This window comes from Bradyrhizobium sp. CCBAU 53340 (assembly GCF_015291645.1).
In the GTDB taxonomy this organism is placed as follows: Bacteria; Pseudomonadota; Alphaproteobacteria; order Rhizobiales; family Xanthobacteraceae; genus Bradyrhizobium.
The window spans coordinates 5,190,018-5,215,669 of the sequence record NZ_CP030055.1 but is presented as its reverse complement, the minus strand read 5'-3'; the positions used below and the strand labels follow the sequence as shown (position 1 = coordinate 5,215,669).

Genomic DNA, 25,652 nt, shown 5'->3' with positions numbered 1-25,652 from the left:
GGTGCCCGATTGCGCAAAGGGCCGCGGCACGTCGCTTGCGGGGGCGAGCGGCGTACCGCGGATCAAGGGATGCGCCGCTCGGGTTTTCAGGCGGCTTCGGCCGCGACGCCACCGATCCAATCGCGCGCCAGCGCCACGTCGGCCTGGGACAATTGGTGCCCCGCCGGCAGGACCTTGTGACTCACGCGGGCGCCCGCCTGCGTCAGCAGCGCGGCGAGCCGGGCCGAATTGCTTGCAGGCACGATCGGATCGGCGTGTCCCGAGAGCAGCAGCACCGGCTTGCCGTCGAGTTCAGCCTTCGGCGGATCCGACAGCGGCACCATGGCGCGGAGCAGCACTGCGCCGGCCAACACGCCCGGCTTCAGCAACAGCAAAGCGGCTGCGATGTTGGCGCCGTTGGAGAAGCCGACCGCGACAGGCGCGGCGATGTCGTGGCGCCGCCGTGCTTCCGCAACGAAATCGCCAAGCTCGAGCGCACGCCGGCGGACGTCCTCTTCGTCGAACACACCTTCCGCGAGGCGGCGGAAGAAGCGCGGCATGCCGTGTTCGAGTACGCGGCCGCGTGGCGAGAGCAGGGCCGAGCCTGGCGAGATCATCTTGCCGAGCCCGAGCAGGTCGTTCTCGTCGCCGCCGGTGCCGTGGAGCAGCAATAGGGGTGGGGAGCCCGCGCTGGTCGCGGGCTCGAAGCGATGGATGAAGTCGGTCATGATGCGGTTTCTTCCAGGCTCGGCAGCACGCCCTCGATCTGCTTGCGATGCTGTTCGAGGAAGCTGGGCAGCTTCAGGTCACGTCCGAGCGTCGCCACGGGTTCGTCCACGGCGAAGCCGGGGATGTCGGTTGCGATCTCGAACAGCACGCCGCCGGGCTCGCGGAAATAGATCGAGCGGAAGTAGTTGCGATCGCGCTGCTCGGTCGGGTGCAGGCCGTGATTGCTCACGAGCTTTTGCGCCATCTTGCCCTGCTCGGCGTCGTCAGCCGCGCGGAACGCAATGTGGTGCACCGAGCCGCCGCCCTGATGGCCGCGCAAAAAGCCCTTGGCCTCGTAGATGTCGACGACGCTGCCCTCGACATCGCCCGATGCCTTGAAGCGGATCACCGAGCCTTCGCGCCCTGTTTCCTTGAAGCCGAACACGTCGGTGAGGACGGCAGCCGTCTTCGCTGCGTTGTCGAGCAGCAAGGTCACGCCGTGGAAGCCGCGGATCGCATGCTCGGCCGGCACGTCGCCATTGCTCCAGCCGGGCTCGTTCTCGGCGCCGGGGACGCCGACGAGGGCCAGCGCCATGCCGTCAGGGTCGGTGAAGGGCAGCACGGACTCGCCGAAACGCTTCTCGAGCGCCTCGTAAGCGATGCCCTTTTCGATGAAGCGCTGCGTCCAGTAGCCGAGCGACCGCTGCGGCACGCGGAAGGCGGTCTGATGGGTCTCGCCGACGCCGCGGCGTCCCTGCGACACGCCGGCCCAGGGGAAGAAGGTCAGGATAGTGCCGGGGCGGCCGGTCTCGTCGCCATAGTAGAAATGATAGGTGCCGGGATCGTCGAAATTGACCGTCTTCTTGACGAAGCGCAGGCCGAGATCCCGGGTGTAAAAGCCGAAATTGCGGATGGGATCGCCGGCAATCGCGGTGACGTGGTGCAGTCCAGACATTGTCGTCCTCCTGAAATCGGGGAGCGGTCTTGCTCTGGCCGGAAATATTGTTCCGCTTTGGATTGGAGACAATCCATGCAAATATGACGGCTATGTCTACGATTTGGAAACAATCCCAGGGCCCCGGCCTTGGATAAGGTCGCCAGCCTCCGGGCCTTCGTGAAGGTGGTCGAAAGCGGCAGCTTTGCCGAGGCGGGCCGGCAGCTGCGCCTGTCGCGCTCGGCGATCAGCAAATACATCGCCGACCTCGAGGAGAGCCTTGGCGTGCAACTCCTGAACCGGACCACGCGCCACGCCAGCCCGACCGAAAACGGCCAGCGCTATTTCGAGCGGGCGGTGGTGATCCTTTCGGAGATCGAGGCGGCGGATCAGGCGGTGACGCAGGCCCAGTCGGCGCCGCGGGGCCTGTTACGCGTCAACGCGCCGATGTCGTTCGGCACGATGCGGCTTGGGCCCGTGCTCGCAGATTTCATGGAAGCATTCCCGGAGCTTCAGCTCCAGATCGTGCTCAGCGACGATCTGCTCGATCCAGTCCAGGACGGTTTTGACGTGACGCTGCGTATTGCGGATCTGGAATCGTCGAGTTTGATCGCGCGAAAGATCATGCCGGTGCCGCGCATGATCTGCGCCTCGCCCGATTATCTCGCGCGCCACGGCACGCCAAAACATCCGCAGGATCTGCGCGCGCATGCCTCGCTGACCTACGGCTTCTTGCTGACCGGCAATCAGTGGAAGCTCTCAGGCCGCGACGGCGATCACTGGATCCAGCCGGCCTGGTCGCTCTGCGTCAACAATGCCGAGGTGCTGCGTGACGCCGCGATCAAGGGCAGGGGACTCGCGCTGCTGCCGGAGTTCATCGCGGCGGAGGCTCTGAAGAAGGGCAAACTGCGGACAGTGCTGGACGACTATTCCGCGCCGCCGCTCGCGCTCTATGCGGTGTATCCGCCGACGCGGCATCTGTCGGTGAAGGTGCGGCTGTTTATCGATTTTCTGGTGGAGCGGTTTGGCGCGTGAAAATGACGGCGCACAAGCGCGTGGAGGCTGGCAAATCACCATTATCGGACGCGTGGTTCATCTCTTTTTCTGCCTACTAAAAAGAGCTGCGAGGATTTGAAGACTCACTGCGATCGGCCAAACAACAAAGATGAGCGTATTCTCCCATTTGCGAAAATCCTCATACTCAGACGGAGTACGCTGTTTGCCTCCTTTGCCGCAGTAAGTCTCAATCCCGACGCTACATTTGCGGAACGGCGCATCTGGATACATCCATGCTCCGTAACCCAGCATAGCTGCCACCACGACGGTGACTACGATCATAATCTTTCGCCAGCCGGGACGAAGCCCTGTTGGTTTGATAATGCTCATCCCATCCATATGGCGAGTTGGTCAACGTTCGCCATAGGCTACAACTAAAATAGACAGCCGGCTGGAGACCTCTTGATGTCCGACTTGTGTTCAGCAACGTAAGCGCGTAGCCGGACGTTGCGTTACAATGATCGATGGCAAAAGCGAACGATCGTTGAAGCCGCTCAGGTGCGTAGGGTGGGCAAAGGCGCAACGCGCCGTGCCCACGATCTTTCTCAATTGATGGAGGTCGTGGGCACGCTCCGCTTTGCCCACCCTACGGGAGCGTCAGCTTGCAGCTCGTCGGATAGATTTCGCCCTTGCGAAACCCATCTCGTCGCGATCTGGCTGGTCTAGCCGTGAAGCTGCGCGTTGAGGCCGTCCCAATTGCCTTTGCGTCTTGTTGCCTCGAGCGCGCCGCTCTGGGAGTTGCGGCGAAAGAGAAGGCCCTTCTGGCCGGAGAGCTCCTTGGCTTTCACGACCCGGCCGTCTTCCAACAGGATGCGTGCGCCGGCCGTGATGTAGCAGCCGGCTTCGACGATGCAATCGTCGCCCAATGAAATGCCGATGCCGGCATTTGCTCCGATCAGGCTGCGCTCGCCGACCGTGATCTTCTCTTTGCCGCCGCCCGACAGCGTCCCCATGATCGAGGCGCCGCCACCGATGTCGCTGCCGCTTGCCACGACCACGCCGGCGCTGATGCGGCCCTCGACCATGCAGGGACCGAGCGTGCCTGCGTTGAAGTTGCAGAAGCCTTCATGCATCACGGTGGTGCCGGGAGCCAGATGGGCGCCGAGCCGGACGCGATCCGCATCTGCAATTCTCACGTCCGCAGGCGTCACGTAGTCGGTCATGCGCGGAAACTTGTCGATGCCAGCCACCTCGAACGCGAGGCCACGCTTTCGCGCCAGGAGCCGCGCGTCCGGCACGCGCGCAGGTTCGCAGGGGCCGAGGGTCGTCCAGACGATGTTGGGCAACAGGCCGAAAATGCCGTCGAGGTTCAGGCAATTCGGCTGGACAAGCCGATGGCTCAAGAGATGCAGGCGCAGATAGGCGTCGTGCACATCCGTCGGCGCGGATGCAAGAGAGCCAATATCTGTCCGGATGGCAACGATATCGACATTGCGGATGTCGTCGTGCCGCGCATAGCCGTCGGCTGACTCACCCAGCGATTTGGCGATCTCGTCGTTCGTCAGCCGGATCGTCGCCGTCTTGCCGGCCTCCGCGACGAGAGCTGGCTGGAGAAACCAGGAATCCAGCACGCGGCCATCCGCGGTAACAGTCGCAAATCCCTCGCCCCGCGCGCCCCTCGGCTCCATCGCCATTTGAATTCTCCCACTGCGATCCATTACGCAGTGGATACGCGAGTTCTCGCCAGGGGGAAAGCCGGGCTGAGACGTGTCAGCCCGGTTCGCTGTCCTATTTCTTGCCGTCGAGGAACTGGCGCACCGCCGTGATGGTCGCGGCCGGATCCTCCTCCATCAGCCAGTGGCCGGCGCCGGGAATCACGACCTCGGTGACATCGCTCGCCGCGTTCCGCATCACGACCGCTTCCATCTTGCCGAAGGACTTTTCGCCGCCGACAGCCAGCACCGGCATGGCCAGCTTGGTTGCGATCGCCTTCTTGTTGTCTTCGGCGTCGGTGCGGATCGCCCTGAACTGGGCGAAGGCGGAATGCATCGCCCCCGGCTGAGCATAGAGTTTTGCGTAGTGGCGGCGTGTCGCCTCGTCGACCTTGGAGGGCGTGCCGGCGAATTCGTTCCAGAAGCGGTCGAGATAAATGCGCTCGCGGCCCTTGACCAGCCGCTCCATGTCGGGTCCGCCGAAATCGAAATGCCAGAGCTGCGGGCTGCGCACGACCTCGTCCCAGGGCGGCACGCCGGGGACGGGAGCATCCATGACGACCAGCTTTTCGGTCAGGTCGCGATACCGCGCGGCGTAGGCATAGGCCACCATGGTGCCGATGTCGTGTCCGACGACGACGGCCTTCTCGATGCCGAGCGACTGGAGAACGGCCCGCATGTCGGCGGCCTCGGTCCATTTGTCGTAGCCGGTTTCGGGCTTGGCCGAGAGGCCCATGCCGCGCAAATCTGGCACGACGACGGTGTGGTCGCGTGAAAGATCAGCGCCGAGCCTGGCCCACATGTCGCCGGTATCGCCAAAGCCGTGGATCAGGATCACGGCCGGTCCCTTGCCGCCGACGCGCACATGAATTTGCGTGCCGTTGGCCGGGATCGACTTGCTCTGGAACGTGGACGGAAACTGTTCCTCGGCGCGGGCTGCGGGTGCGAGCAGCATGAGGAGAATGGCGAGGTATCTTGCGCGCACGGGCGCCCCCTGTGATTCTTGATTTCAGTGCGTGACCCTATGTTCCTGGGCTGGTGCGAGCATATTGTCCAGTGTGTTCGTCGATGCCTTTTCAAGCTCGGCACGTTCGCGCGCGGCACGATGCTGGATTGCTTCGCTGCGCTCGCAATGACGGAGGATAGGGCATCTACCGCCGCAACGTGAATTCGTCGGGGCTGCGCCGGTGCTCCCACTTCGCCCGCTCGAGTTCGGGCTGGTCGCACGCCGCCTCGGGATAGCCGACGCAGAGATAAGCGATGAATTTCCAGGAGGCGGGCACGTCGAGCACGCCGTGGATGCGCTCCGGACTGAGGATCGAGACCCAGCCAAGCCCGATCCCCTCGGCGCGCGCGGCGAGCCACATTGCGGTGATTGCGGCGACCACGGAATACTCCGTCGTCTCCGGCATGGTCGCCCGGCCGAGGCCGTGGCCGATATCGCTGGCCTTGTCGGCGAAGACGGCGAGGTGGCCAGGGGCCCGTTCGAGGCCTGAGAGCTTGAGCGCGGCATAACGGCCCGCGCGATCGCCGGAATAGCAATTCAGCGCCTCGGCGTTGCAAGCTTTGAAGTCGTCGATCACGGCACGACGCCGCGCGGCATCATCGACGATGACGAAACGCCAGGGCTGGCTCAGGCCGACCGAGGGCGACAGGCAAGCCGTCTCGATCAGCCGCTCAATGGCACCGTCGGGCAGCGCATCGGTGCGAAAATGGCGCACGTCGCGGCGCCATACGAACAGCTCGTGCAATTGCCGGCGGAAGGCGTCGTCGAATTCGACCATGCCATTATCCTCCCGTGTGAAGGAAGGCTGCGGCAACCAGCAGGATCAGGATCTCGCCGGTTTGCTCGAATGCACCAAGGATGTCGCCAGTCTGTCCGCCGATCTGGCGGATGGCAAGCCGCGCCAGCAGCAAGCCGGCGAGCGATAGCAAGATCAGGCCGGCGAGTGCCTTGCCCGGCCCGAGCGCAAGCGCGAGCGCGAGCGTTCCCACGGCGAAGGCGATGGCGACGCTGCGGCCGGGCGGCGATCCGGCGCTCGCCGACAGCCCATCAGGCCGCGCCGGGACGACCAGGGACATGAAGGCTGGCACGCCCGCACGCGCCGCGGCATGCGCAGCGCAGAGCGCGAGCATCACCGCCCACGGATTGGCGATCGCCGCGAGCGCGCTCCAGCGCAGGCCGAACGAGAGGATCAGCGCGCAGACGCCATAGGCCCCGATTCGGCTGTCACGCATGATCTCGAGCTTGCGCTCGCGCGTGCGGCCGCCGCCGAGCCCGTCAGCAGTGTCGGCAAGCCCGTCCTCGTGCAGCGCGCCGGTGATGAGTGCGGTCGTCGCGAGAGCGAGCAAAGCGGCAAGAGCCGGTGTCAGCCCGACGCGAATGGCAACCTTGTAGACGAAAGCGCCGGCGAAGCCGACCAGCAGTCCGGCGACGGGAAGTGCCCAGGTCGCGCGCGCGACGGCACCCTCGGCGGCGGGCTTCGGCGATGCCACGGGGAGAATCGTGACGAACGACGCCGCCATCCGGAGATCGGCAACGACGTCTCGCAAAAGGTCGGCGCGCGGTATCATTTCAGCTTCATCGGTAGACCCGCGACCACGAATTCGACCTCGTCGGCGACAGCGGCAATGATCTGGTTCATCATCCCGGCGGCGTCGCGAAAGCTGCGGGCCAGCGCGTTATCGGGGACGATGCCGAGGCTGACCTCATTGGTGACGAAGACGAGCGGACTCTTCAGGCGGGGCAGAGTGGCCGCGAGCTCGCTCACCTCGCGCTCCCAATCGCGCCCGGCATGCATCAGATTGGAGAGCCATAGCGTCAGGCAGTCCACCAGCCGCGCGCCGCCGCCATCGCTCGCGACCAGCGTGGGCACGAGATCCAGCGGCACCTCGCGCTCGATCCAGTCGGTTCCGCGGCGCGCGCGATGTCCAGCGATGCGTGCTTTCATTTCGGCATCGAGCGCCTCGGCCGTCGCGACATAGACGGGCTGCCCGGGAAAGGCGCGCGCGCGCGTTTCCGCACGCTTGCTCTTGCCCGAGCGCGCTCCGCCTGTGATCAAGATGACGGCCATCAAAGTCTCCTGTGGGCCTGACTAATCACCAATCGCGGCCAAAGACAAAGCCGAAATCAGCCCGGCAGGGGCTTGCGCTCGCCCCCCGCTTTGCGCCACAGGGGCGGGACAGGAGGCGGTTTTGGGTTTTGCAGGCGCGATGGTGGTGGCGATGGCGGTGGATGCTTTCACGGGCTGGCCGTCGTGGCTGTTCGCGCGGATCGGCCATCCCGTGACCTGGCTCGGCCGGCTGATCGCAGCCATCGACAGTGGCTGGAATCGCGAGCCGGACACGCCGGCGCTCCGCCGCGCCGCGGGCATTGCCGGCGCGCTTCTGGTGATCGCGCTCGTGGCAGCGCTCGGTTGGCTGCTTCAGTCGCTTCTTCCCGCGGGTTGGGTCCGGATCGTGCTGGTCGGGATTGTGGCTTGGCCGCTGGTCGCGCTGCGCTCCCTGCACGATCACGTCGCCGCGGTCGCCAAGCCTCTGTTGGGCGGCGACATCGCCGGCGCTCGCGAGGCGGTCTCGCGCATCGTCGGCCGCGATCCCACAGCTCTCGATGAAGCCGGAATCGCACGCGCGGCGATCGAGAGCCTTGCGGAAAATGCGTCTGACGGCATTGTCGCACCAGCGTTCTGGGGCGCGCTGTTCGGCCTGCCCGGCATTTTCGGCTACAAGGCGATCAACACGCTGGATTCCATGATCGGCCATCGCAGCGAGCGCCACGAAGCGTTTGGCTGGGCGGCGGCGCGCATCGACGATGTCGCCAATTTCATTCCGGCGCGCGTGACCGGATTTTTGTTCGTGCTGCTTGCGCCGCAGCGCTCCCAGGCGCTGTCGTGCATGACGCGCGATGCGCGCCGCCATCGCTCGCCCAATGCGGGCTGGCCGGAAGCCGCGATGGCCGGCGCGCTGGGCGTGCGGCTCAGCGGTCCCCGCATCTATCATGGCAACGTTACGAACGAGCCCTGGCTCAATGAGGGTGCGCGCAATCCGCTTGCAGCCGACATCGTGGGGGGACTGGCGATCTACCGCCGCGCCATGCTGTTGCTCGCAGGCCTGCTTGCGATCCTGGCCTTCGCGTGAAAGAACGGGGCATGCGCGAGCATGGTGGAAATCTCGATCTGGCCCAGCAGCGTTTTGGCGGACGCGCGGAAGACTGGATCGATCTGTCGACCGGCGTCAACCGGCTGCCTTATCCCGTGGGCGAGATCGACGCGTATCACTGGCAGGCGCTGCCGTCGCGCTCCGACATCGAGGCTCTGCATCAGGCGGCGCGGCACGCTTATGGTACAAGCGCGCCGATCGTAGCGATGGGCGGCGCGCAGGCCGCCATTCAATTGCTGCCGCAGCTCGCGCCGCGTGGGCTGGCCCGCATCCTTGCGCCGACCTACAACGAATATGCGCCGGTTCTGACCGTCGCGGGATGGCAGGTCGAGGAGGTGAGGGAGCTCGATGCGCTGGTGGGGGCGAACCTCGCCATCGTCGTCAATCCCAACAATCCCGACGGCCGCCGGCACGAGCGGAAGGATCTGCTCGCGCTGTTGCCGCGCGTCGGTTACCTCGTCATCGACGAGAGCTTTGTCGATGCCGTTCCCGCTCTCTCGCTCGCTTCGGAAGCGGGGCGGCCGGGATTGCTGATCCTGCGCTCGTTCGGAAAGTTTTATGGTCTTGCCGGCCTGCGGCTCGGCTTCGCGAGCGGCCATGCCGATGATATCGCCAAGCTCGCGGCGGCGTCAGGTCCATGGCCGGTGTCGGGTGCGGCGATCGCGATCGGCTGCCGTGCCTTGCGTGACGATGCCTGGGCCAAGGCGACGTCAGCGCGGCTTGCGCGCGACTGCCTTCGTCTCGACGAGATGGCGCAATCGCAAGGCTGGCGGCTGGTTGGCGGTGCGCCACTGTTTCGTCTCTACGAAATGCCGGATGCACGCGCCGCGTTGGACAAGCTTGCGCGTGGCCAAATCTGGTCCCGCATCTTCAAGCAAAATCCCTCGTGGCTGCGCCTCGGGCTTCCGGGCAGCGAAACCGAGTGGACACGCCTTGCCGAGGTGCTAGCGCGCTAGCGCGAGCAGGCCTTCGACGTCGAGATGCTTTTCGATGTGATCGGCCAGCGCATCGAGCGCGCTCTCGACCCTTGCATGGTAGGGCTCATCGCCCCCGGAAATGTCGAGCTTGGCCAGATACGCCTTGCGGAACTCATCCGACGTGAACAGGCCGTGCAGATAGCTGCCCTGCACACGGCCATCCCGGGAGATCGCCCCTTCTGGCTCCCCGTTCAGTGTCGCAAACGGCCGCGCGCGATCCGGTCCATCGGTGCGGCCGATGTGGATTTCGTAAGCCTGGATCGGCTGATCCGTCGCCGCGTGCACAGCCGCAACGCGTGTCAGTGTCTTCTGCGGGCTCATGACCGTCTCGACATCCAGAAGCCCGAGGCCCTGCGTGTCGCCCGCGGGGCCTTCGATTCCTTCGGGGTCGGCGACGCTGCGCCCGAGCATCTGATAGCCGCCGCAGAGGCCGAGCACACGGCCGCCCCTGCGGTGATGCGCGAGCAGGTCGATGTCCCAGCCCTGCGCGCGCAGGAAGGCGAGATCGCCGCGGGTGGACTTTGAGCCGGGGATGATGACGAGGCGGACGTCGCCAGGGATCGCTTCACCCGGACGCACCATCACGAGATCAACTGAAGGCTCGAGCTTCAGCGGATCGAGATCGTCGAAATTGGCGATCCGCGACAGCGCGAGGCAAGCTACCTTGGTCTGGCCAGGCTTGCGCGCATCGCGCAGACCCAGTGCATCCTCGGCTGGCAATTCGCCGGCGCGTGCGAACCAGGGCAGCACGCCAAGACCGCGCCATGACGTTTTCTGTTCGATCAGTCGATAGCCATCGTCGAACAGCGTGGGGTCGCCGCGAAACTTGTTGATGACGAAACCCTGGATCATCGCGGCATCGTCAGGGTCGATCACGGTCTTGATGCCGACGAGCTGGGCGATCACGCCGCCGCGGTCGATGTCGCCGACCAGCACGACCGGCACGTCGGCCTTGCGCGCAAAGCCCATATTGGCAATGTCGGCCTTGCGCAGATTGACCTCGGCCGGGCTGCCGGCGCCCTCGACCAGCACCAGATCAGCGCGCGCCTTCAGCCGCTCAAAACTCTCCAGCACCGCGCCCATCAACGAAGGCTTCATCGCCGCATATTCACGCGCGCGCGCGGTCGCGATGCGCTTTCCATGCACGATCACCTGCGCGCCGACGTCGGTCTCGGGCTTGAGCAGCACCGGATTCATGTCGGTGTGTGGCTCGACGCCGGCAGCGAGCGCCTGCAACGCCTGCGCGCGGCCGATCTCGCCGCCATCGACGGTGACGGCCGCGTTGTTCGACATGTTCTGCGGCTTGAAGGGCAGCACGCGCAAGCCGCGTCGCGTGAAGGCGCGTGCGAGGCCGGTGACGATGAGCGACTTGCCCACGTCCGAGCCGGCCCCCTGGATCATCAGCGCGCGTGTCATCGAATTCAGAACTCGACGCCGGCTTGCGCCTTGATGCCGGAACGGAATGGATGTTTCACCAGCGTCATCTCAGTGACGAGATCGGCGATCTCGATCAGCTCGTCCTTGGCATTGCGTCCGGTGAGCACGACATGCGTCATTGGCGGCTTCGACGTCTTCAGGAAATCGACGACCTCCGCGATGTCGAGATAGTCGTAGCGCAGCGCGATATTGATCTCGTCGAGCACGACCATGCGCAGCCGTTCATCCGCGATCAATTCCTTGGCCTTCTCCCAACCGGCGCGCGCGGCCGCAATGTCGCGGGCGCGATCCTGCGTCTCCCAGGTAAAACCTTCGCCCATCGCGTGGAATTGGCAGAGCTCGCCGAAATGGCCGGTGAGCAGGCGCCGCTCGCCGGTATCCCAGGCGCCCTTGATGAACTGCACGACCGCGCAGGGGAAGCCATGCGCGACGCAGCGCACGATCATGCCGAAGGCCGAGGACGACTTGCCCTTGCCGGCGCCAGTATGGACGATGATGAGGCCCTTTTCGCCGCTCTTGGTCGCCATGATCTTGTCGCGGGCGACCTTGATCTTGGCCATTTTCGCGGCGTGCTTGGCATCGGTCGTGACAGCAGTCTTGGCGTCGGTTTCGTCGGCCGTTTGGGGCTCCGGTTCAGGCGTCATCGTATCCGGTCCTTCGGCTTGACAAGAGGCAGCCGGGGGCAAATGGTGGCCCGGCGTTGGTTCCTGTCCTATGACAGGCGAAGAGGGAATGCGATAGGGTCCGAATCGGCAAGATTTGGGTCCAAAATGCAGCCGCCCCCGCGACCGTGACCGGAGAGATGCCCAAAGCCACTGATCCCCCCAGGGGAATCGGGAAGGCGGGGATCGAAGGGCAAAGCCCTGCTCCGCAAGCCGGGAGACCTGCCAACGTGGACGATTTTTGGACCGGCGGACGGGGTGTTCCGCGACGGGGAAACGGGCCTTCGCAAGAACGGTTCGTGGGCCTCTTCGCCTCCCGCTGATACTTCTGGAAGAGGCGATGACCGTTACACTGCACGTCTGCATCACCTGCCGCGCCGGCCAGACGCTCGGCGAGGGCGAGACCACGCCCGGCAAGCGCCTGCATGGTGCGATCCTTGAGGCCGGCGTGCCTGACGGCGTCAGCGTGGTTCCCGTCGAATGCCTGTCTGCATGCAGCCAGGGCTGCTCGGTCGCGCTCAGCGCGCCCGGCCGCTGGTCCTATGTCTATGGCCGGCTGTCGGATGCCAACGCGCAGGACGTTGTCGCGGGCGCCGCCGCCTATGCTGCCGCGCCCGATGGTCTCGTGCCCTGGCGTAGCCGGCCTGAAATCTTCCGCAAGCAGTCGCTTGCCCGCATTCCCCCCATCGCCGTGTTGCCGGAGGCCGCCGAATGAACTCGCTCGCAAAAGTCCCTGTGACCGTGGTCACCGGCTTTCTCGGCTCCGGCAAGACCACGCTGATCCAGCATCTGCTGACCAATGCGGGCGGCAAGAAGCTCGCAGTGCTCGTCAACGAGTTCGGCAGCGAGGGTGTCGACGGCGAGATCCTGAAGTCCTGCGCCGACGCGAATTGTCCGGAAGAGAACATCGTCGAGCTCGCCAATGGCTGCATCTGCTGCACCGTCGCCGACGATTTCATTCCGACCATGGAGCAGCTCTTGGCGCGGCCGGTGCGGCCGGATCACATCCTGATCGAGACCTCGGGCCTCGCGCTGCCGAAGCCACTGCTGAAGGCGTTCGACTGGCCGGAGATCCGCTCGCGCATCACGGTCGACGGCGTGATCGCGCTCGTCGATGCCGAGGCCGTCGCCGCAGGCCGCTTCGCGCCGGACCCGGATGCTGTCGAAGCGCAACGCGCGGCGGACGAAAGTCTCGATCACGAGACGCCGCTGTCGGAAGTGTTCGAGGACCAGATCGCCTGCGCCGATATCGTGCTGCTGACCAAGGCCGATCTCGCGGGCGCTGCGGGCATCGAGGCCGCCAAGGCCGCGATCACCGCGGAGATGCCGCGCCGCGTGCCGATGCTGCCCATCACCGATGGTGCGATCGACGCGCGCGTCATCCTCGGCCTCGGCGCCGCCGCCGAGAACGATCTCGCCGCACGTCCCTCGCATCATGACGGCGAGGAGGATCACGAGCACGATGATTTCAATTCTGTCGTGATCGATCTTCCTGAAGTGACTGACGTCGACGCGCTGGTCGCATCGGTGCAGAAGCTGGCGCGTGAGCAAAACGTGCTGCGCGTAAAAGGCTATATCGCAGTCGCGGGCAAGCCGATGCGGCTATTGTTGCAAGCGGTTGGCGAGCGCGTGCGCCACCAGTTCGACAAGCCATGGGGCACGGGCAACAGGCAATCGAAGCTCGTCGTGATCGGCGAGCATGGCGATATCGACGAGGCCGCAATCAGGTCAGGACTAGGCATTTGATGCACGTCGTCTTCCGCGAGAGCCGCGGTCTTGAAGAGACCGCGACGCCAAGGGACATCGGCCAAGACCCGGCCGATCTCGTGGTGCTCTCGTTCTCGGATTCCGATCTTGCGGCGTTTGCAGCGGGCTGGCGGCGTGGCCGCGACAGCCTGCCGTCGCTGCGGCTCGCCAATCTCGCGGAGCTGCGTCATCCGCTGTCGGTCGACACCTATATCGAGCGCACGCTGCCGCAGGCGCGTGGCATTCTGGTGCGACTGATCGGCGGTGAGTCCTATTGGCCGTACGGGCTGGCGGCGCTCCAGCAACTGGCAAAAGACCGTGGCATCGTGCTGGCGGTGCTGCCCGCCGATGGCCGCGACGACATCAGGCTGGACGCGTACTCGACCTTGCCGGTCTCGACGCTGCGTCGGCTCAAGGTGCTCTGCGACACCGGCGGCCCGATCGCGGCGCAGGCCGCGATCGCGCAGCTCGCGCTGGCCTCGGGCCTCTATGCCGGCCCGGTCACCGGCGAGATGAGCGTGCCCGAGATGGGCTTTTACGATCCCGCACGCGGTGTGATCGTAGCACCAGTGGCGAGCCAGGGAAAGCCGCGCGCGCTGGTGGCGTTCTATCGTTCCTATCTCACCGCCGCGGATACAGGACCCGTCGATGCGTTGATCGCCGCGCTGCGCGAGAAGGGATTTGAGGCGTACGGCGTGTTCGTGACGTCGCTGAAGGCTGCGGGCGTCGCGGATTGGCTGCGGGCGCATTTCGCCCAAAATCCTCCGGCCGCGATCATCAACGCGACCGCGTTCTCGGCAATGGGCGATGATGGCACGACGCCGTTCGATGCCGCGCCATGTCCAGTTTTCCAGGTCGCGCTCTCGTCGGCGCGGCGCGAGGATTGGTCGGAGTCGCTGCGCGGCCTGTCGCCGGGCGATCTTGCGATGCATGTGGTGCTGCCCGAGGTGGACGGCCGACTGTTCGCAGGCGTGGTGAGCTTCAAATCGGCTTCGCTGCGCGACCCCGATCTGCAATTCTCGCATCTGGCCCATCGGCCGGATGAAGAGCGCGTGAAGGCGGTCGTCGCCCGCGTCGCTGCGTGGCGGAAGCTTGCCGGGAAGCCGGCTGCCGAGAAACGGTTGGCCATCGTCGTGTCGAACTATCCCGGCCGTCCGCACCAGATTGCGCATGCGGTCGGTCTCGATGCGCTGGCGTCGGTCGAAGCGCTGGTGGCGGATCTCGGGGAGGCCCGCTTTGATGTTGCGCCGGTGCATGCACTCGGCGAGACGTTGCTGAAGCGGACGTTGACGTGGAGCGTCGCAGACTACCGTGCGGCGCTCTCGCAGCTTCCGCAAGGTTTGCAGGACGATCTCGCGCAAGCCTGGGGCCCGCCGGAGAGCGATCCGAGCTGCCGCGATGGCGTGTTCTACTTCGCTGCGATCCCATGCGGCCGGTCGATCATCGCGGTCCAGCCGGAGCGCGGCGATGCGACGACGCGTGATTCCGACTATCACGATCTCGCGCGCACGCCCCGCCATGGCTATGTCGCGTTCTATCTCTGGCTCCGTGAACAGGGCACTGATGCCCTCGTGCATATGGGGGCGCATGGCACGCTGGAATGGCTGCCCGGAAAATCCGTGGCGCTGTCGGCCGCTTGCTGGCCAGAAGCGCTGATCGGCGATCTCCCTGTGATCTATCCCTTCATCGTCAATGACCCCGGCGAAGCCGCGCAGGCCAAGCGGCGGATCGGCGCCGTCACCGTCGGCCATCTGCCGCCGCCGCTCGAGCAATCGGCGATACCCGAAGGCTTGCGCCGGCTCGAACGCCTGCTCGACGAATATTCCACCGCCGATGGACTCGACCCCGCTCGCCGCCAGCGTCTGATCGCCGCGATCCGCGACGAAGCGCGCGCTGCAGGCCTCGAAGAGGATCTCGGGCTCGATGCCTCCGCCGCGCCGGCCGAAGCGATCCTACGGATCGATCGCTTCGTCTGCGACCTCAAGGAAAGCCAGTTCGGCGACGGCCTGCACGTGTTCGGCCGCGGCGCCTGTGGTGATGCCGAGCGGGACGCGTTGCGTGCCGCGCTCGCAGGACAACGCGTTGCGCCGGGGCCGTCGGGCTCTCCCTATCGCGGGCGGCAGGACGTGCTGCCGACGGGACGCAATCTCTTTGCCGTCGATCCACGCGCGGTGCCGACACCGTCGGCGCATGCGCAGGGAATAAAACTCGCCGAAGAGCTGCTCCGCCGTCATTTGCAGGACCACGGCGACTGGCCGAAGGGCCTCATTGTTGATCTCTGGGGTTCCGCGACGATGCGCACTGCGGGCGAGGAGTTCGCGATGGCGCTGCATCTGGCCGGCCTCGCGCCGCGCTGGGACCACGCCTCCGGCCGCGTCACCGGCTACGACATCATCACGCCGGCCGAGCTCGGCCGTCCCCGCATCGACGTGACGCTGCGCGTATCGGGCCTGTTCCGCGATGTCTTCGCGGGCCTTGCGCAGATGTTCGAAGCCGCCTCTGAAGCGCTGGCAACGCGCGAGGAGGAGGGCGACGAAAATCCCTATCGTCACCGCATCTCGCGCGTGTTCGCGCCGCGCCCCGGACAATACGGTGTCGGCCTCTCCGCGATCCCTGACGCCTTCACATCGGAGACGCGTGATGCGGCGGGCGAAGCCTGGCTGTCGGCATCGTCCTGGGCCTTCTCCGCCGATGGCGAGATCAGGCCTGATCGCGCCGGCATCGAGCAGCGGCTCGCATCTGCCGATGCGTTCGTCCACGCCCAGGATCTGCCTGAGACCGATCTTTTGCTCGCCGCAGATTATGCCGCGCATGAAGCCGGCATCGCCGCGGCGGCCGCACATCTCGGCACATCAGGGCTGTCGCTCTATCACCTCGACACGACACGCCCCGACCAGCCGCATGCGCGCACGCTGACCGAGGAAATCTCCCGCGTCGTCCGGGCGCGCGCCGCCAATCCGGCCTGGATCGTCGGCATGATGCGCCACGGATTTCGCGGCGCCGCCGAGATATCGGCGACGCTGGAGCACATGGCCGCGTTCGCCCATCTCGCCGGCGCCGTGCCGCCGCATCTGTTCGACCTCTATTATGATGCGACGCTCGGCGACGCAGACGTCCGTGCCTTCATGGCGCGCGAAAATCCGGCGGCGCTGGCCGCAATGGAGACCTGCTTCACGCGCCTGCACGAGGCCTCGCTCTGGCGGACGCGCCGCAATTCGATTGCGGCCTCGCTGAAGGAGGCCTCATGAGCGCGGCCACGATCAAGGGCTGGTGTCCGGGCGCGCTGCGGCCGATGCAATCGGGCGACGGGCTCGTGGTCCGCGTGCGCCCGTTCGGCGGCCGGCTCGATGCCGCACAGATTTCCGGGCTCGCGCATCTCGCCGAGCGCCACGGCAATGGTCTGATCGACGTGACCAGCCGGGCCAATCTTCAGATCAGGGGTGTCAGCGAGTCCAGCCATCGGTCGCTCGTCGATGGGCTCGCACAACTGACGCTGCTCGATCCTGACGCAGACACCGAATCCCGCCGCAACATCCTGGTCACGCCGTTCTGGCGCGAGGGTGACGAGACCCAGGCGCTCGCCGCCGAGCTGGAAGAGGCGCTGGCGGACTCGAGGCTGGAACTGCCGACCAAATTCGGGTTCGCCATCGACGATGGCACCTCACGCGTGCTCGCTGGCAATTCTGCCGATGTGCGGATCGAGCGTGACGCTGCTGGCGGTCTCATGGTGCGCGCGGACGGCGCCGCGCTCGGCCGCGGCACCGCGCGCGGCGAGGCCGTGGCTACCGCACTTGCGGTCGCGCGCTGGTTCGCCGCGTCAGGCGTCAGGGATGGACGAGGGCGCATGGCAACGCATCTTACGGCCGGGGCAACATTGCCCGAGGCGCTGCGGGGCGAGGCGGAGCCTGCGCCGATCATGGCCGCCGCGCGACCTGGCCTTTATCCGCAAGGCGCCATGGTCGGCATCGCCTTCGGGCAGATGCCGCACACGACGCTCAATCAGCTCTCTGTTTGCGGGCATGCGCTGCGGATGACGCCGTGGCGGATGGTTCTGAGCGAGGGCAAGCGGACGATGCCGTCAGCATCAGGCCTGATCACCGAGGCCTACGATCCGGCGCTGCGTGTCATCGCCTGCAGCGGCGCACCACGCTGCCGCGAGGCCCATGCCGACACCCGCTCCCTGGCGGTGGCACTTGCGCAAAACATCGGCGGGGCGGCGCAGCTTCACGTCTCCGGCTGTGCCAAGGGCTGCGCCCATTCCGGTGCGGCCGCGATCACGCTGGTCGCAACGGCCAAGGGATTCGATCTCGTGCGCGGCGGCTCGACCCGCGACGAGCCAATCCTGCGCGGGCTCGACCGCGACGACATAATCGGCGATCCCTCCATCCTGATGGGAGGGCACTGATGCCGCACGTTTACGAGACCGACGGCGCGGCGATCTATCGGCAGTCCTTTGCGACCATCCGGGCCGAGGCCGATCTGGCGCGCTTCACGCCTGACGAAGAGCAGGTCGTGGTGCGGATGATCCATGCCGCCGGCATGGTGGGCCTTGAAGCGCATATCCGCTTCACGTCAGGCATGGCGACAGTCGCGCGCGCCGCCTTACAGAAGGGGGCGCCGATCCTGTGCGATGCGCGCATGGTCTCCGAGGGCATTACGCGCGCGAGATTGCCCGCAGCCAACGCCGTGATCTGCACGCTTGGCGACGAGACCGTTCCTGTGCTGGCCAAGTCCATGAACAACACGCGCTCGGCCGCGGCGCTGGAGCTGTGGCGGCCGCACCTCAATGGGGCGATCGTCGCGATCGGCAATGCGCCGACGGCGCTGTTTCACCTCCTCAATATGCTGGAGGATCCCGGCTGCCCGCGGCCCGCGGCCATCATCGGCTGCCCGGTCGGCTTCGTCGGCGCAGCCGAATCCAAGGCGGCGCTGATGGCCGATCCGCCGGTGCCGGCGCTCACAGTTGAAGGCCGCCTCGGCGGCTCCGCGATCACGGTCGCGGCCGTGAATGCCCTGGCGAGCCGGAGCGAGTAGCCATGGGACGCATCATCTGCTGCGGTCTCGGCCCTGGTGATCCTGATCTGATGAGCGTGCGCGCCGATCGCACGGTACGGACCGCGAAGCATGTCGCCTATTTCCGCAAGACGGGTCGGCCCGGACAGGCGCGGCGCATCGTGGAGGGCATGCTCGCTGCCGACGTCACCGAATATCCGATGGAATATCCTGTGACCACCGAGATTGCCTTCGACAGCCCGGATTATGTCCAGCTGCTGGCTGGCTTCTACGATGAATGGGCCGAGCGTCTGGCCCGCCTGTCGCGCGCGGTCGATGTCGTCGTGCTCTGCGAGGGCGATCCCTATTTCTACGGCTCCTTCATGCATCTGCACGCGCGCCTGCAGGGTCACGTCGAAATCGAGGTGATCGCCGGCATTCCCGGCATGGTCGGCTGCTGGAATGGTGCCGGCCAACCGATCGCGCTCGGCGACGACGTGACCACGGTGCTGATGGGCACGCTTCCGGAAGCCGAGCTCGAACGCCGCATGCGCGATTCCGACGCGCTTGTGATCATGAAGACCGGCCGCAATCTTGCAAAGGTGCGCCGCGCTCTCGCGTCGGCCGGGCGGCTTGACGATGCCTGGCTGGTCGAGCGCGGCACCATGCCGGGCGAGCGTGTCGCGCGGCTCGCCGAGATCGACGCAACTGAGTGTCCTTACTTTGCGATCGTTCTGGTGCACGGCAAGGGTCGCTATCCGGACGCCGCCGAATGACGGGCACGCTGACCATCGCAGGCCTCGGGCCGGGCAGTGATGTGCTGGTGACGCCGGAGGTCTCCGCCGCGCTTGCGGCAGCAACGGACATCCTGGGATATGCACCTTATGTCGCGCGCGTTCCGCCGCGAGCCGGCCTGAAGCTACATCCGTCGGATAACCGGGAGGAGCTGCGGCGGGCAGCAGAAGCCCTGCGGCTCGCCGCCGAAGGCGGGCAGGTGGTGGTCGTCTCCTCCGGCGATCCCGGCGTTTTTGCGATGGCATCGGCCGTGTTCGAGGCGCTCGAACAGGCACCGCACTATCAGGATCTGCCGATCCGCGTGCTGCCGGGTATCACAGCGATGCTGGCCGCCGCGGCGCGCGCCGGCGCGCCGCTCGGCCATGATTTTTGCGCGATCAACCTCTCCGACAATCTCAAGCCGTGGACTGTGATCGAGCAACGCCTGCGGCTTGCGGCGGACGCGGATTTTTCGATTGCGATGTACAATCCGCGCTCAGCGAGCCGGCCGGAGGGATTTGGCCGCGCGCTCGCGGTGCTGAAGGAAGCCGGCTGCGGCGAGCGCCTCGTGATTTTCGCGCGCGCGATCAGCACGCCTGACGAGAGAATCGTGACCGTGACGCTGAACGAGGCGACGCCCGAAATGGCCGACATGCGTACGCTTGTCATCGTCGGCAATTCGCAGACCCGCCGTGTCGGCCGCTGGGTCTACGCGCCGAGGCAGGTCCGATGACCGAGCCACTGCATCACTTCAGCGACGCTTTCGACCCGCGGTCGTTCGGGCAGCTTCGGCCGCGCGATCATGATCACGGGCAGGCCGAGCATGCGGGCCGCGTCGATCTTGGCGCGTGCGCCGTCGCCGCCGGAATTGCGGGCAACGATCCAGGCGATGCCGCGCACGCGCATCATCTCCAGCTCGCCATCGAGTGTGAACGGGCCGCGCGATACGATGACATCCGCGGCGAAGGGCAGGGGCGCTTCGGGCGGATCGACGAAGCGGAGCGTGTAGGCGTGCTGTGCCTTGCTCGCGAACGGTGCGATATGCTGGCGGCCGATGGCGAGAAACACGTTGGTGGGCGCTTCCGGCAGGGCGGCAGCCGCGGCGCTGACATCAGCCACTTCGATCCAGGTGTCGCCGGTCGTTTTTGCCCAGGGCGCACGCTCGAGTGCGATCAGCGGCGTGCCGGTTTCCGCGCATGCCGCGATCGCGTTGCGGCTCATCTCGGCGGCAAAGGGATGCGTGGCGTCGATCACATGGGTGATGCCTTCGCGGCGGATGGTATCGGCGAGCCCGCTGACGCCGCCAAAGCCGCCAATGCGGGTCGGCAGTGGCTGATCGGCCGGGGCGCGGGTGCGGCCGCCATAGGAATAGACCGCGTCGATACCCGCGCGCGCGATTTCCGTCGCGAGCAGGCTCGCATCGGCAATTCCGCCCAGAATAAGGGCGCGCATCATGGGTGATTCCTTGGCTGATCCCTGGCTGACCATCATCGGTATCGGCGAAGATGGCCTTGCTGGGCTCTCGGAAGCAAGCCGAAAGGCGCTTGCGAGCGCGGAAACTGTCTTTGGCGGCGAGCGTCATCTCGCGCTTGCGGGCATCACCAGTCGCGGCCGCCTGTGGCCGGTGCCGTTCGACGTGGATGTCGTGCTGAGCTGCCGCGGCCGGCCGACGGCCGTGCTCGCCTCCGGCGATCCGTTCTGGCACGGCGCGGGCGCAGGCCTTGCCGAGAAGCTCGATGCGGGTGAGTGGATCGCACATTCGGCGCCCTCGACCTTCTCGCTTGCGGCTGCGCGACTTGGCTGGCGGCTCGAATCCGTCGCCTGCCTTGGACTGCATGCCGCGCCATTCGAGCGTCTCGTGCCGCATCTCGCGCCGGGCGCGCGGATCATTTGTCTCGTGCGCGATGGCAAGGCCGCCGGTGATCTCGCGGAATGGCTGAGCGAGCGCGGATGGGGAGCGTCAGCGTTCTGGACGCTCGCGGCGCTCGGCGGGCCACGCGAAGCCGTTGCAGAGCACCGTGTAGACAACTTTGCAGGCGACCTCGCCGGAAGCCTCGTTGCGGTCGCCGTTGAGGCGAGAGGTGCGCAGGGTATGCCCCGCAGCTCCGGTCTTCCTGACGATCTCTTCGCCCATGACGGTCAGATCACCAAACGTCCGGTGCGCGCACTCGCGCTGTCGGCGCTGGTGCCGCGTCCCGGCGAGCGGCTGTGGGATATCGGCGCCGGCTCAGGCTCGATCTCGGTGGAGTGGACGTTGTGCGGGGGAGACGCGATTGCCATCGAGGCGCTCGAGGATCGCGCCGCGAACATCCGCAGCAATGCGGCCGTGTTCGGGCTGGCACATCGGATCACCGTTATTACCGGAAAAGCGCCTGAAGCCCTTGCCGCGCTGGAGGCGCCGGATGCCGTCTTCATCGGCGGAGGTCTCGATAACGCAATGTTCGACGCCATCTGGTCGCAACTGGCGCCGGGCACCCGGCTCGTTGCGCATGCGGTAACGCTGGAGACGGAAGCGCTGCTCGGCGCGCTGCATCAGCGCTACGGCGGCGAGCTGATGCGGGTCGAGATCGCGCATGCCGCTCCACTTGGCCGTTATCGCTCGTGGGAGGCCGCGCGGCCGGTGGTGCAATGGAGTGCCGTCCGATGAAGGTCGCCGGGCTCGGATTCAAGAAGGATGTCACACTGGCCTCGTTGCGCGAGGCGCTTGCGGCGGCGGGCGGCCCCGAAGGCCTTTCGGCCGTGGCGACCGTCAGCGATAAGGCTGACGCGGAGGTGCTGAAGCAACTTGCTCGGGAGTGCGGCGTTCCGATCAAGGCCGTGCCGGCCGACGCGCTTGCCGGTGTCTCGACGCCGACGCAGTCGAAACTTGTCGTGGAAAAGTTCGGAACGGGCTCTGTTGCCGAGGCGGCAGCGCTCGCGGCGGCCGGTCCGCGCGCGCGGCTCATCGCGACGCGGGTGATCTCGCAGGATTGCACCGCGACCGCCGCGATTGCGGAGGGAGATGGCCCATGACGGTGCACTTCATCGGCGCCGGGCCGGGTGCCCCCGACCTTCTCACTTTGCGCGGACGCGATCTGATCGCGGCCTGTCCGGTTTGCCTCTATGCCGGCTCGCTGGTGCCCGAGGGCGTCCTGGCGCATTGCCCGCCCGGCGCGCGGATCGTCAACACAGCGCCGCTGTCGCTCGACGAGATCATCGCCGAGATGGCCGCCGCGGATGCGGAAGGCAAGGACGTTGCGCGGCTGCATTCCGGCGATCTCTCGATCTGGTCGGCGATGGGTGAGCAACTCCGCCGCCTGCGCGCACTCAACATCCCCTATACCGTGACGCCAGGTGTTCCCTCATTCTCTGCCGCCGCCGCCGCCCTCGAGGCCGAACTGACGCTGCCGGGCCTTGCCCAGTCGGTGGTGCTGACGCGCACGCCGGGCCGCGCCAGCGCAATGCCGGAGGGCGAGACGCTCGCAGCTTTCGCCGCAACCGGCGCGGTGCTTGCGATCCATCTCTCGATCCATCTGCTCGACAAGGTCGTCGCCGACCTCACGCCGCATTACGGCGCGGAGTGTCCGGTCGCGATTGTCTGGCGCGCGAGCTGGCCCGACCAGCGCATCGTCCGCGCCACGCTTGCAACGCTCGATGCTAGCGTCGGCGTCGAGATGGAGCGCACGGCGCTGATCCTGGTCGGCAAGACGCTTGGCGAGGCGGATTTCGACGAAAGCCGCCTCTATGCCGTCGACTATGATCGTCGCTATCGGCCCATCGGTGCCGAGCCGCGCTTTCCGGAGGTATCGTGATGGCGGCAGGGCTCGTCATCTCGGCGCCCGCCTCAGGCGTCGGCAAGACCACGCTGACGCTGGCGCTCGCGCGCGCCTGGCGCAATCGCGGATTGAACGTGCAATGCTTCAAGAGCGGGCCCGACTATATCGATCCCGCCTTTCATGCCGTCGCCACAGGCCGCGCTTCGGTCAATGTCGATAGCTGGGCGATGGATCGTGCGGCGATCGAACAGTTGGTGAGCCGGGGCAGCGATGCCGACGTCGTGCTCGCCGAGGGCTCGATGGGGCTATTCGATGGCGTTGCCACGCGCGGTGTTTCGGGCACCGGTGCCACCGCCGACATCGCGGAGATGCTGGGCTGGCCGGTGGTTCTGGTGATTGATCCGTCAGGGCAGGCTCAGACGGCGGCGGCGATCGCCGCGGGCTTGCGCGACTATCGCGCCGGTGTTCGGCTTGCGGGCGTCGTGCTCAACCGTATCGCTAGCCCGCGCCACGAAGACCTGGTGCGGCGCGCGCTTGATGATGCCGGCATCGCCGTGTTCGGCGCGCTGCCGCGTCATGCCGAGATCAGCCTGCCGAAGCGGCATCTCGGCCTGGTCCAGGCCGAGGAGCAGGCCGAAATCGGCAAGCTGATCGACGAGGCCGCGCGCTTTGTCGCCGAGCATGTCGATCTCGACGCGGTGCTGCGATCGGCGACCGCCTGGTCGCCGCAGGCCGCCGCACGCGGTCTCAACGTCACGCCACCGGGGCAACGCATTGCGCTGGCCCGCGATGCGGCATTCTCCTTTGTCTATCCGCACATGCTGGAAGCCTGGCGTTCGGCCGGCGCGGAGATCTCGACATTCTCGCCGCTCGCCGACGAAGCGCCCGACGCCAGTGCGGACGTGTGCTGGCTGCCCGGCGGCTATCCCGAGCTGCATGCTGGCAGGATCGCGGGTAATGTGCGCTTTCGCGGCGGCCTGCGCGCCTTTGCCGAGACGCGGCCCGTACACGGTGAATGCGGGGGTTATATGGTGCTCGGAACAGCTTTGACCGATGCCGATGGTGTCCGCCACGAGATGACGGGCCTGCTCGGGCTGGAGACGAGCTTTGCCACGCGCCGCATGCATCTGGGCTATCGTCTTGCCGCGCTCGCAGCGCCGATGCCGGGGCATCAGCCCGGCGCGCGGCTGCGTGGCCACGAATTCCATTATTCGACCATTCTTGCCCAGCCCGATACGCCGCTGGCGGTCGTGCATGATGCGACAGGTGCGGTCATCGCCGAGACCGGGTCACGGCGCGGGCAGGCCACCGGCACGTTCTTCCATCTGATCGCGGAGGACCGGTGAGCGGTTTTGTCTCCTTTGTTTCCGCCGGCCCCGGCGATCCCGAGCTTCTCACGCTCAAGGGCGCCGCGCGGCTGCGCGATGCCGACGTCGTGCTCTATGACGATCTCGCCTCCGGCGCGATTCTCGATCTGGCGCGGCCCGGTGCCAATCTCGTCGCTGTCGGAAAGCGGGCAGGGCGACCGTCGACAAAACAGCATCATGTCAATCGCCTGTTGGTCGACTATGCCGCGACGGGCGCGCGCGTCGTGCGGCTGAAATCGGGCGATGCCGGCATCTTTGGCCGGCTCGAGGAGGAGATCGAGACGCTGCGCGAGGCCGGCATCGGCTACGAGATCATTCCCGGCGTCACCTCGGCTTGCGTTGCCGCCGCGCAGGCCGGGATTCCGCTGACCCGTCGTCACACCTCGCGCCGGGTGCAGTTCGTCACCGGCGCCGACGTCACCGGTGGGCTGCCGGAGAACTTGAACTGGGCTGCGCTGGCCGATCCGGATGCAACGACCGTGGTCTATATGGGCCGTCGCACCTTTCCGGCATTGGTCGCGAAGTTGATCGAGCACGGCCTCTCACCTGGCACTCCGGCGCTATTCGCCGAATCCCTCGGCCGCGCCGACGAGCGTCTGGTCCGCACCACGATTGTCGAGCTTGCTGAGCAGCTTGCGCGCGGTGGTGCGGCTTCCACGGCGGCCGTGATCATGTTCGGCGCACTGGCAGGGGACTATCCGTCATGATGACGCTCGCTCTGATCGGCATCGGTTGCGGCGATCCCGGCCAGCTGACGCGTGCCGCGATCGCTGCGATCAACGCCGCCGATCTCGTCCTGATCCCGCGCAAGGGGACTGCAAAGTCCGATCTGGCCGAGCTCAGGCGGGCGATCTGCGCCGATGTGCTCGCCAACGACGCGACGCGCATCGCCGAATTCGATCTTCCCGTGCGCGACAGCGGTGAAGCCGATTATCGCAAGGGGGTGGATGACTGGCACGACGCGGTCGCCGCGACCTGGTCGAAGACAATCGAAAGCCATCTCGGTGGTGAGGGCAGAGTCGCTTTGCTGATCTGGGGGGACCCCTCGCTCTACGATTCCTCGCTGCGCATCGCCCGGCGGCTCAATCCGTTGCCCAGGATCGAGGTCGTGCCCGGCATCACCTCGATCCAGGCGCTGTGTGCCGCGCATGCGCTGCCGCTCAACGATATCGGCGAGCCGTTCATGGTGACGACGGGACGCCGCTTGCGCGAAGGTGGCTGGCCTCAAGGCGTCGACACCGTCGTCGTGATGCTCGACGGCGGCACGGCGTTCCAGTCGCTCGATCCCGATAGAATTCACATCTGGTGGGGCGCCTATCTCGGCATGGCCGACCAGATCATCCTGTCCGGCGCGCTGACTGAGGTCGGCCCGCGCATCGTCGCCGCGCGGCAACAGGCGCGCGAGCGTCACGGCTGGATCATGGACAGTTACATTCTCAAGCGCAGGCCATAAGC

Annotated in this window: 27 protein-coding genes and 1 riboswitch; of the genes, 16 read left to right on the top strand and 11 right to left on the bottom strand. The window is 66.4% G+C overall.

Going from position 1 to position 25,652, the window contains the following annotated elements:
* Positions 1–86: 86 nt before the first annotated feature.
* A complete protein-coding gene (locus XH89_RS24970; protein WP_194463042.1) occupies positions 87–707 on the bottom strand; it encodes an alpha/beta hydrolase in 621 nt (206 codons plus the stop codon).
* Positions 704–1,642 (bottom strand): ring-cleaving dioxygenase, encoded by a 939-nt coding sequence (locus XH89_RS24965; RefSeq protein WP_194463041.1) that lies wholly within the window; start codon positions 1,640–1,642, stop codon positions 704–706. Before XH89_RS24965 ends, XH89_RS24970 begins: the two co-directional genes overlap by 4 nt.
* Before the next feature lie 129 nt (positions 1,643–1,771).
* Here XH89_RS24965 and XH89_RS24960 point away from each other — a divergent pair, with 129 nt between their 5' ends.
* Entirely contained in the window at positions 1,772–2,656 is an 885-nt protein-coding gene (locus XH89_RS24960) for a LysR family transcriptional regulator (RefSeq protein WP_194463040.1), read from the top strand.
* Positions 2,657–2,713: 57 nt separating this feature from the next.
* On the opposite strand, the gene XH89_RS24955 is transcribed toward XH89_RS24960, so the two are convergent.
* From XH89_RS24955 to cobU, 6 genes are all read right to left on the bottom strand, one after another.
* Complete coding sequence (locus tag XH89_RS24955; protein ID WP_194463039.1) at positions 2,714–3,007, bottom strand: hypothetical protein; 294 nt, start codon at positions 3,005–3,007, stop codon at positions 2,714–2,716.
* Between the two features lie 332 nt (positions 3,008–3,339).
* The gene (dapD, locus tag XH89_RS24950; RefSeq protein ID WP_194463038.1) at positions 3,340–4,311 is read right to left on the bottom strand and encodes a 2,3,4,5-tetrahydropyridine-2,6-dicarboxylate N-succinyltransferase; all 972 of its coding nucleotides are present in this window, start codon (positions 4,309–4,311) and stop codon (positions 3,340–3,342) included.
* Positions 4,312–4,405: 94 nt separating this feature from the next.
* The gene (locus XH89_RS24945) at positions 4,406–5,284 is read right to left on the bottom strand and encodes an alpha/beta fold hydrolase (RefSeq protein WP_194468615.1); all 879 of its coding nucleotides are present in this window, start codon (positions 5,282–5,284) and stop codon (positions 4,406–4,408) included.
* Between the two features lie 196 nt (positions 5,285–5,480).
* On the bottom strand, positions 5,481–6,113 hold the full coding sequence (gene bluB, locus XH89_RS24940) for a 5,6-dimethylbenzimidazole synthase (protein ID WP_194463037.1): 633 nt from the start codon (positions 6,111–6,113) through the stop codon (positions 5,481–5,483).
* Positions 6,114–6,117: 4 nt separating this feature from the next.
* Entirely contained in the window at positions 6,118–6,903 is a 786-nt protein-coding gene (cobS, locus tag XH89_RS24935; RefSeq protein ID WP_194463036.1) for an adenosylcobinamide-GDP ribazoletransferase, read from the bottom strand.
* The gene (gene cobU / locus XH89_RS24930) at positions 6,900–7,403 is read right to left on the bottom strand and encodes a bifunctional adenosylcobinamide kinase/adenosylcobinamide-phosphate guanylyltransferase (protein ID WP_194463035.1); all 504 of its coding nucleotides are present in this window, start codon (positions 7,401–7,403) and stop codon (positions 6,900–6,902) included. The genes cobS and cobU overlap by 4 nt, the downstream gene beginning before the upstream one ends.
* 121 nt (positions 7,404–7,524) lie before the next feature.
* On the opposite strand from cobU, the gene cbiB reads away from it, so the two are divergent.
* Together cbiB and cobD are read left to right on the top strand one after the other, a co-directional pair.
* On the top strand, positions 7,525–8,466 hold the full coding sequence (cbiB, locus tag XH89_RS24925) for an adenosylcobinamide-phosphate synthase CbiB (RefSeq protein WP_246767606.1): 942 nt from the start codon (positions 7,525–7,527) through the stop codon (positions 8,464–8,466).
* An 11-nt stretch (positions 8,467–8,477) separates the two neighbouring features.
* On the top strand, positions 8,478–9,443 hold the full coding sequence (gene cobD, locus XH89_RS24920; RefSeq protein WP_194463034.1) for a threonine-phosphate decarboxylase CobD: 966 nt from the start codon (positions 8,478–8,480) through the stop codon (positions 9,441–9,443).
* Here cobD and XH89_RS24915 read toward each other — a convergent pair.
* Together XH89_RS24915 and cobO are read right to left on the bottom strand one after the other, a co-directional pair.
* Positions 9,432–10,880, bottom strand: coding sequence for a cobyric acid synthase (locus tag XH89_RS24915; protein ID WP_194463033.1), 1,449 nt, complete (start codon positions 10,878–10,880; stop codon positions 9,432–9,434). The genes cobD and XH89_RS24915 overlap by 12 nt on opposite strands.
* 5 nt (positions 10,881–10,885) lie before the next feature.
* On the bottom strand, positions 10,886–11,545 hold the full coding sequence (cobO, locus tag XH89_RS24910) for a cob(I)yrinic acid a,c-diamide adenosyltransferase (RefSeq protein ID WP_194463032.1): 660 nt from the start codon (positions 11,543–11,545) through the stop codon (positions 10,886–10,888).
* A gap of 40 nt (positions 11,546–11,585) precedes the next feature.
* A riboswitch (cobalamin riboswitch) is annotated at positions 11,586–11,808 on the top strand.
* Between the two features lie 95 nt (positions 11,809–11,903).
* Here cobO and XH89_RS24905 point away from each other — a divergent pair.
* Genes XH89_RS24905 through cobJ form a run of 7 tightly spaced genes read left to right on the top strand, consistent with a single transcriptional unit; the run spans position 11,904 to position 19,808 of the window.
* Positions 11,904–12,278: a DUF1636 domain-containing protein gene (locus XH89_RS24905; protein WP_194463031.1), complete on the top strand. Its 375-nt coding sequence runs from the start codon at positions 11,904–11,906 to the stop codon at positions 12,276–12,278.
* Positions 12,275–13,309 carry a cobalamin biosynthesis protein CobW gene (cobW, locus tag XH89_RS24900; protein ID WP_194463030.1) on the top strand — a complete coding sequence of 345 codons (1,035 nt, stop codon included), beginning with the start codon at positions 12,275–12,277 and terminating at the stop codon, positions 13,307–13,309. Before XH89_RS24905 ends, cobW begins: the two co-directional genes overlap by 4 nt.
* Entirely contained in the window at positions 13,309–16,557 is a 3,249-nt protein-coding gene (gene cobN, locus XH89_RS24895) for a cobaltochelatase subunit CobN (protein WP_194463029.1), read from the top strand. The genes cobW and cobN overlap by 1 nt, the downstream gene beginning before the upstream one ends.
* Positions 16,554–17,714, top strand: a complete 1,161-nt coding sequence (gene cobG, locus XH89_RS24890; RefSeq protein ID WP_194463028.1) for a precorrin-3B synthase — start codon at positions 16,554–16,556, stop codon at positions 17,712–17,714. Before cobN ends, cobG begins: the two co-directional genes overlap by 4 nt.
* Positions 17,714–18,343, top strand: a complete 630-nt coding sequence (locus tag XH89_RS24885) for a precorrin-8X methylmutase (RefSeq protein WP_194463027.1) — start codon at positions 17,714–17,716, stop codon at positions 18,341–18,343. The genes cobG and XH89_RS24885 overlap by 1 nt, the downstream gene beginning before the upstream one ends.
* Positions 18,344–18,345: 2 nt before the next feature.
* The gene (locus XH89_RS24880) at positions 18,346–19,077 is read left to right on the top strand and encodes a precorrin-2 C(20)-methyltransferase (protein WP_194463026.1); all 732 of its coding nucleotides are present in this window, start codon (positions 18,346–18,348) and stop codon (positions 19,075–19,077) included.
* Positions 19,074–19,808, top strand: coding sequence for a precorrin-3B C(17)-methyltransferase (gene cobJ, locus XH89_RS24875; RefSeq protein ID WP_194463025.1), 735 nt, complete (start codon positions 19,074–19,076; stop codon positions 19,806–19,808). The genes XH89_RS24880 and cobJ overlap by 4 nt, the downstream gene beginning before the upstream one ends.
* Here cobJ and XH89_RS24870 read toward each other — a convergent pair.
* Positions 19,784–20,530, bottom strand: a complete 747-nt coding sequence (locus XH89_RS24870) for a cobalt-precorrin-6A reductase (RefSeq protein WP_194463024.1) — start codon at positions 20,528–20,530, stop codon at positions 19,784–19,786. The two genes, cobJ and XH89_RS24870, sit on opposite strands and share 25 nt — an antisense overlap.
* 10 nt (positions 20,531–20,540) lie before the next feature.
* Here XH89_RS24870 and cbiT point away from each other — a divergent pair, with 10 nt between their 5' ends.
* Genes cbiT through cobF form a run of 6 tightly spaced genes read left to right on the top strand, consistent with a single transcriptional unit; the run spans position 20,541 to position 25,650 of the window.
* Positions 20,541–21,722 carry a precorrin-6Y C5,15-methyltransferase (decarboxylating) subunit CbiT gene (gene cbiT, locus XH89_RS24865; protein ID WP_194468613.1) on the top strand — a complete coding sequence of 394 codons (1,182 nt, stop codon included), beginning with the start codon at positions 20,541–20,543 and terminating at the stop codon, positions 21,720–21,722.
* Positions 21,719–22,087, top strand: a complete 369-nt coding sequence (locus tag XH89_RS24860) for a cobalamin biosynthesis protein (RefSeq protein WP_194463023.1) — start codon at positions 21,719–21,721, stop codon at positions 22,085–22,087. The genes cbiT and XH89_RS24860 overlap by 4 nt, the downstream gene beginning before the upstream one ends.
* Complete coding sequence (cobM, locus tag XH89_RS24855) at positions 22,084–22,866, top strand: precorrin-4 C(11)-methyltransferase (RefSeq protein WP_194463022.1); 783 nt, start codon at positions 22,084–22,086, stop codon at positions 22,864–22,866. Before XH89_RS24860 ends, cobM begins: the two co-directional genes overlap by 4 nt.
* Entirely contained in the window at positions 22,866–24,176 is a 1,311-nt protein-coding gene (locus tag XH89_RS24850; RefSeq protein WP_194463021.1) for a cobyrinate a,c-diamide synthase, read from the top strand. The genes cobM and XH89_RS24850 overlap by 1 nt, the downstream gene beginning before the upstream one ends.
* The gene (cobA, locus tag XH89_RS24845) at positions 24,173–24,904 is read left to right on the top strand and encodes a uroporphyrinogen-III C-methyltransferase (RefSeq protein WP_194463020.1); all 732 of its coding nucleotides are present in this window, start codon (positions 24,173–24,175) and stop codon (positions 24,902–24,904) included. The genes XH89_RS24850 and cobA overlap by 4 nt, the downstream gene beginning before the upstream one ends.
* Positions 24,901–25,650, top strand: coding sequence for a precorrin-6A synthase (deacetylating) (gene cobF, locus XH89_RS24840; protein WP_194463019.1), 750 nt, complete (start codon positions 24,901–24,903; stop codon positions 25,648–25,650). The genes cobA and cobF overlap by 4 nt, the downstream gene beginning before the upstream one ends.
* The last annotated feature ends 2 nt before the right edge of the window (positions 25,651–25,652 follow it).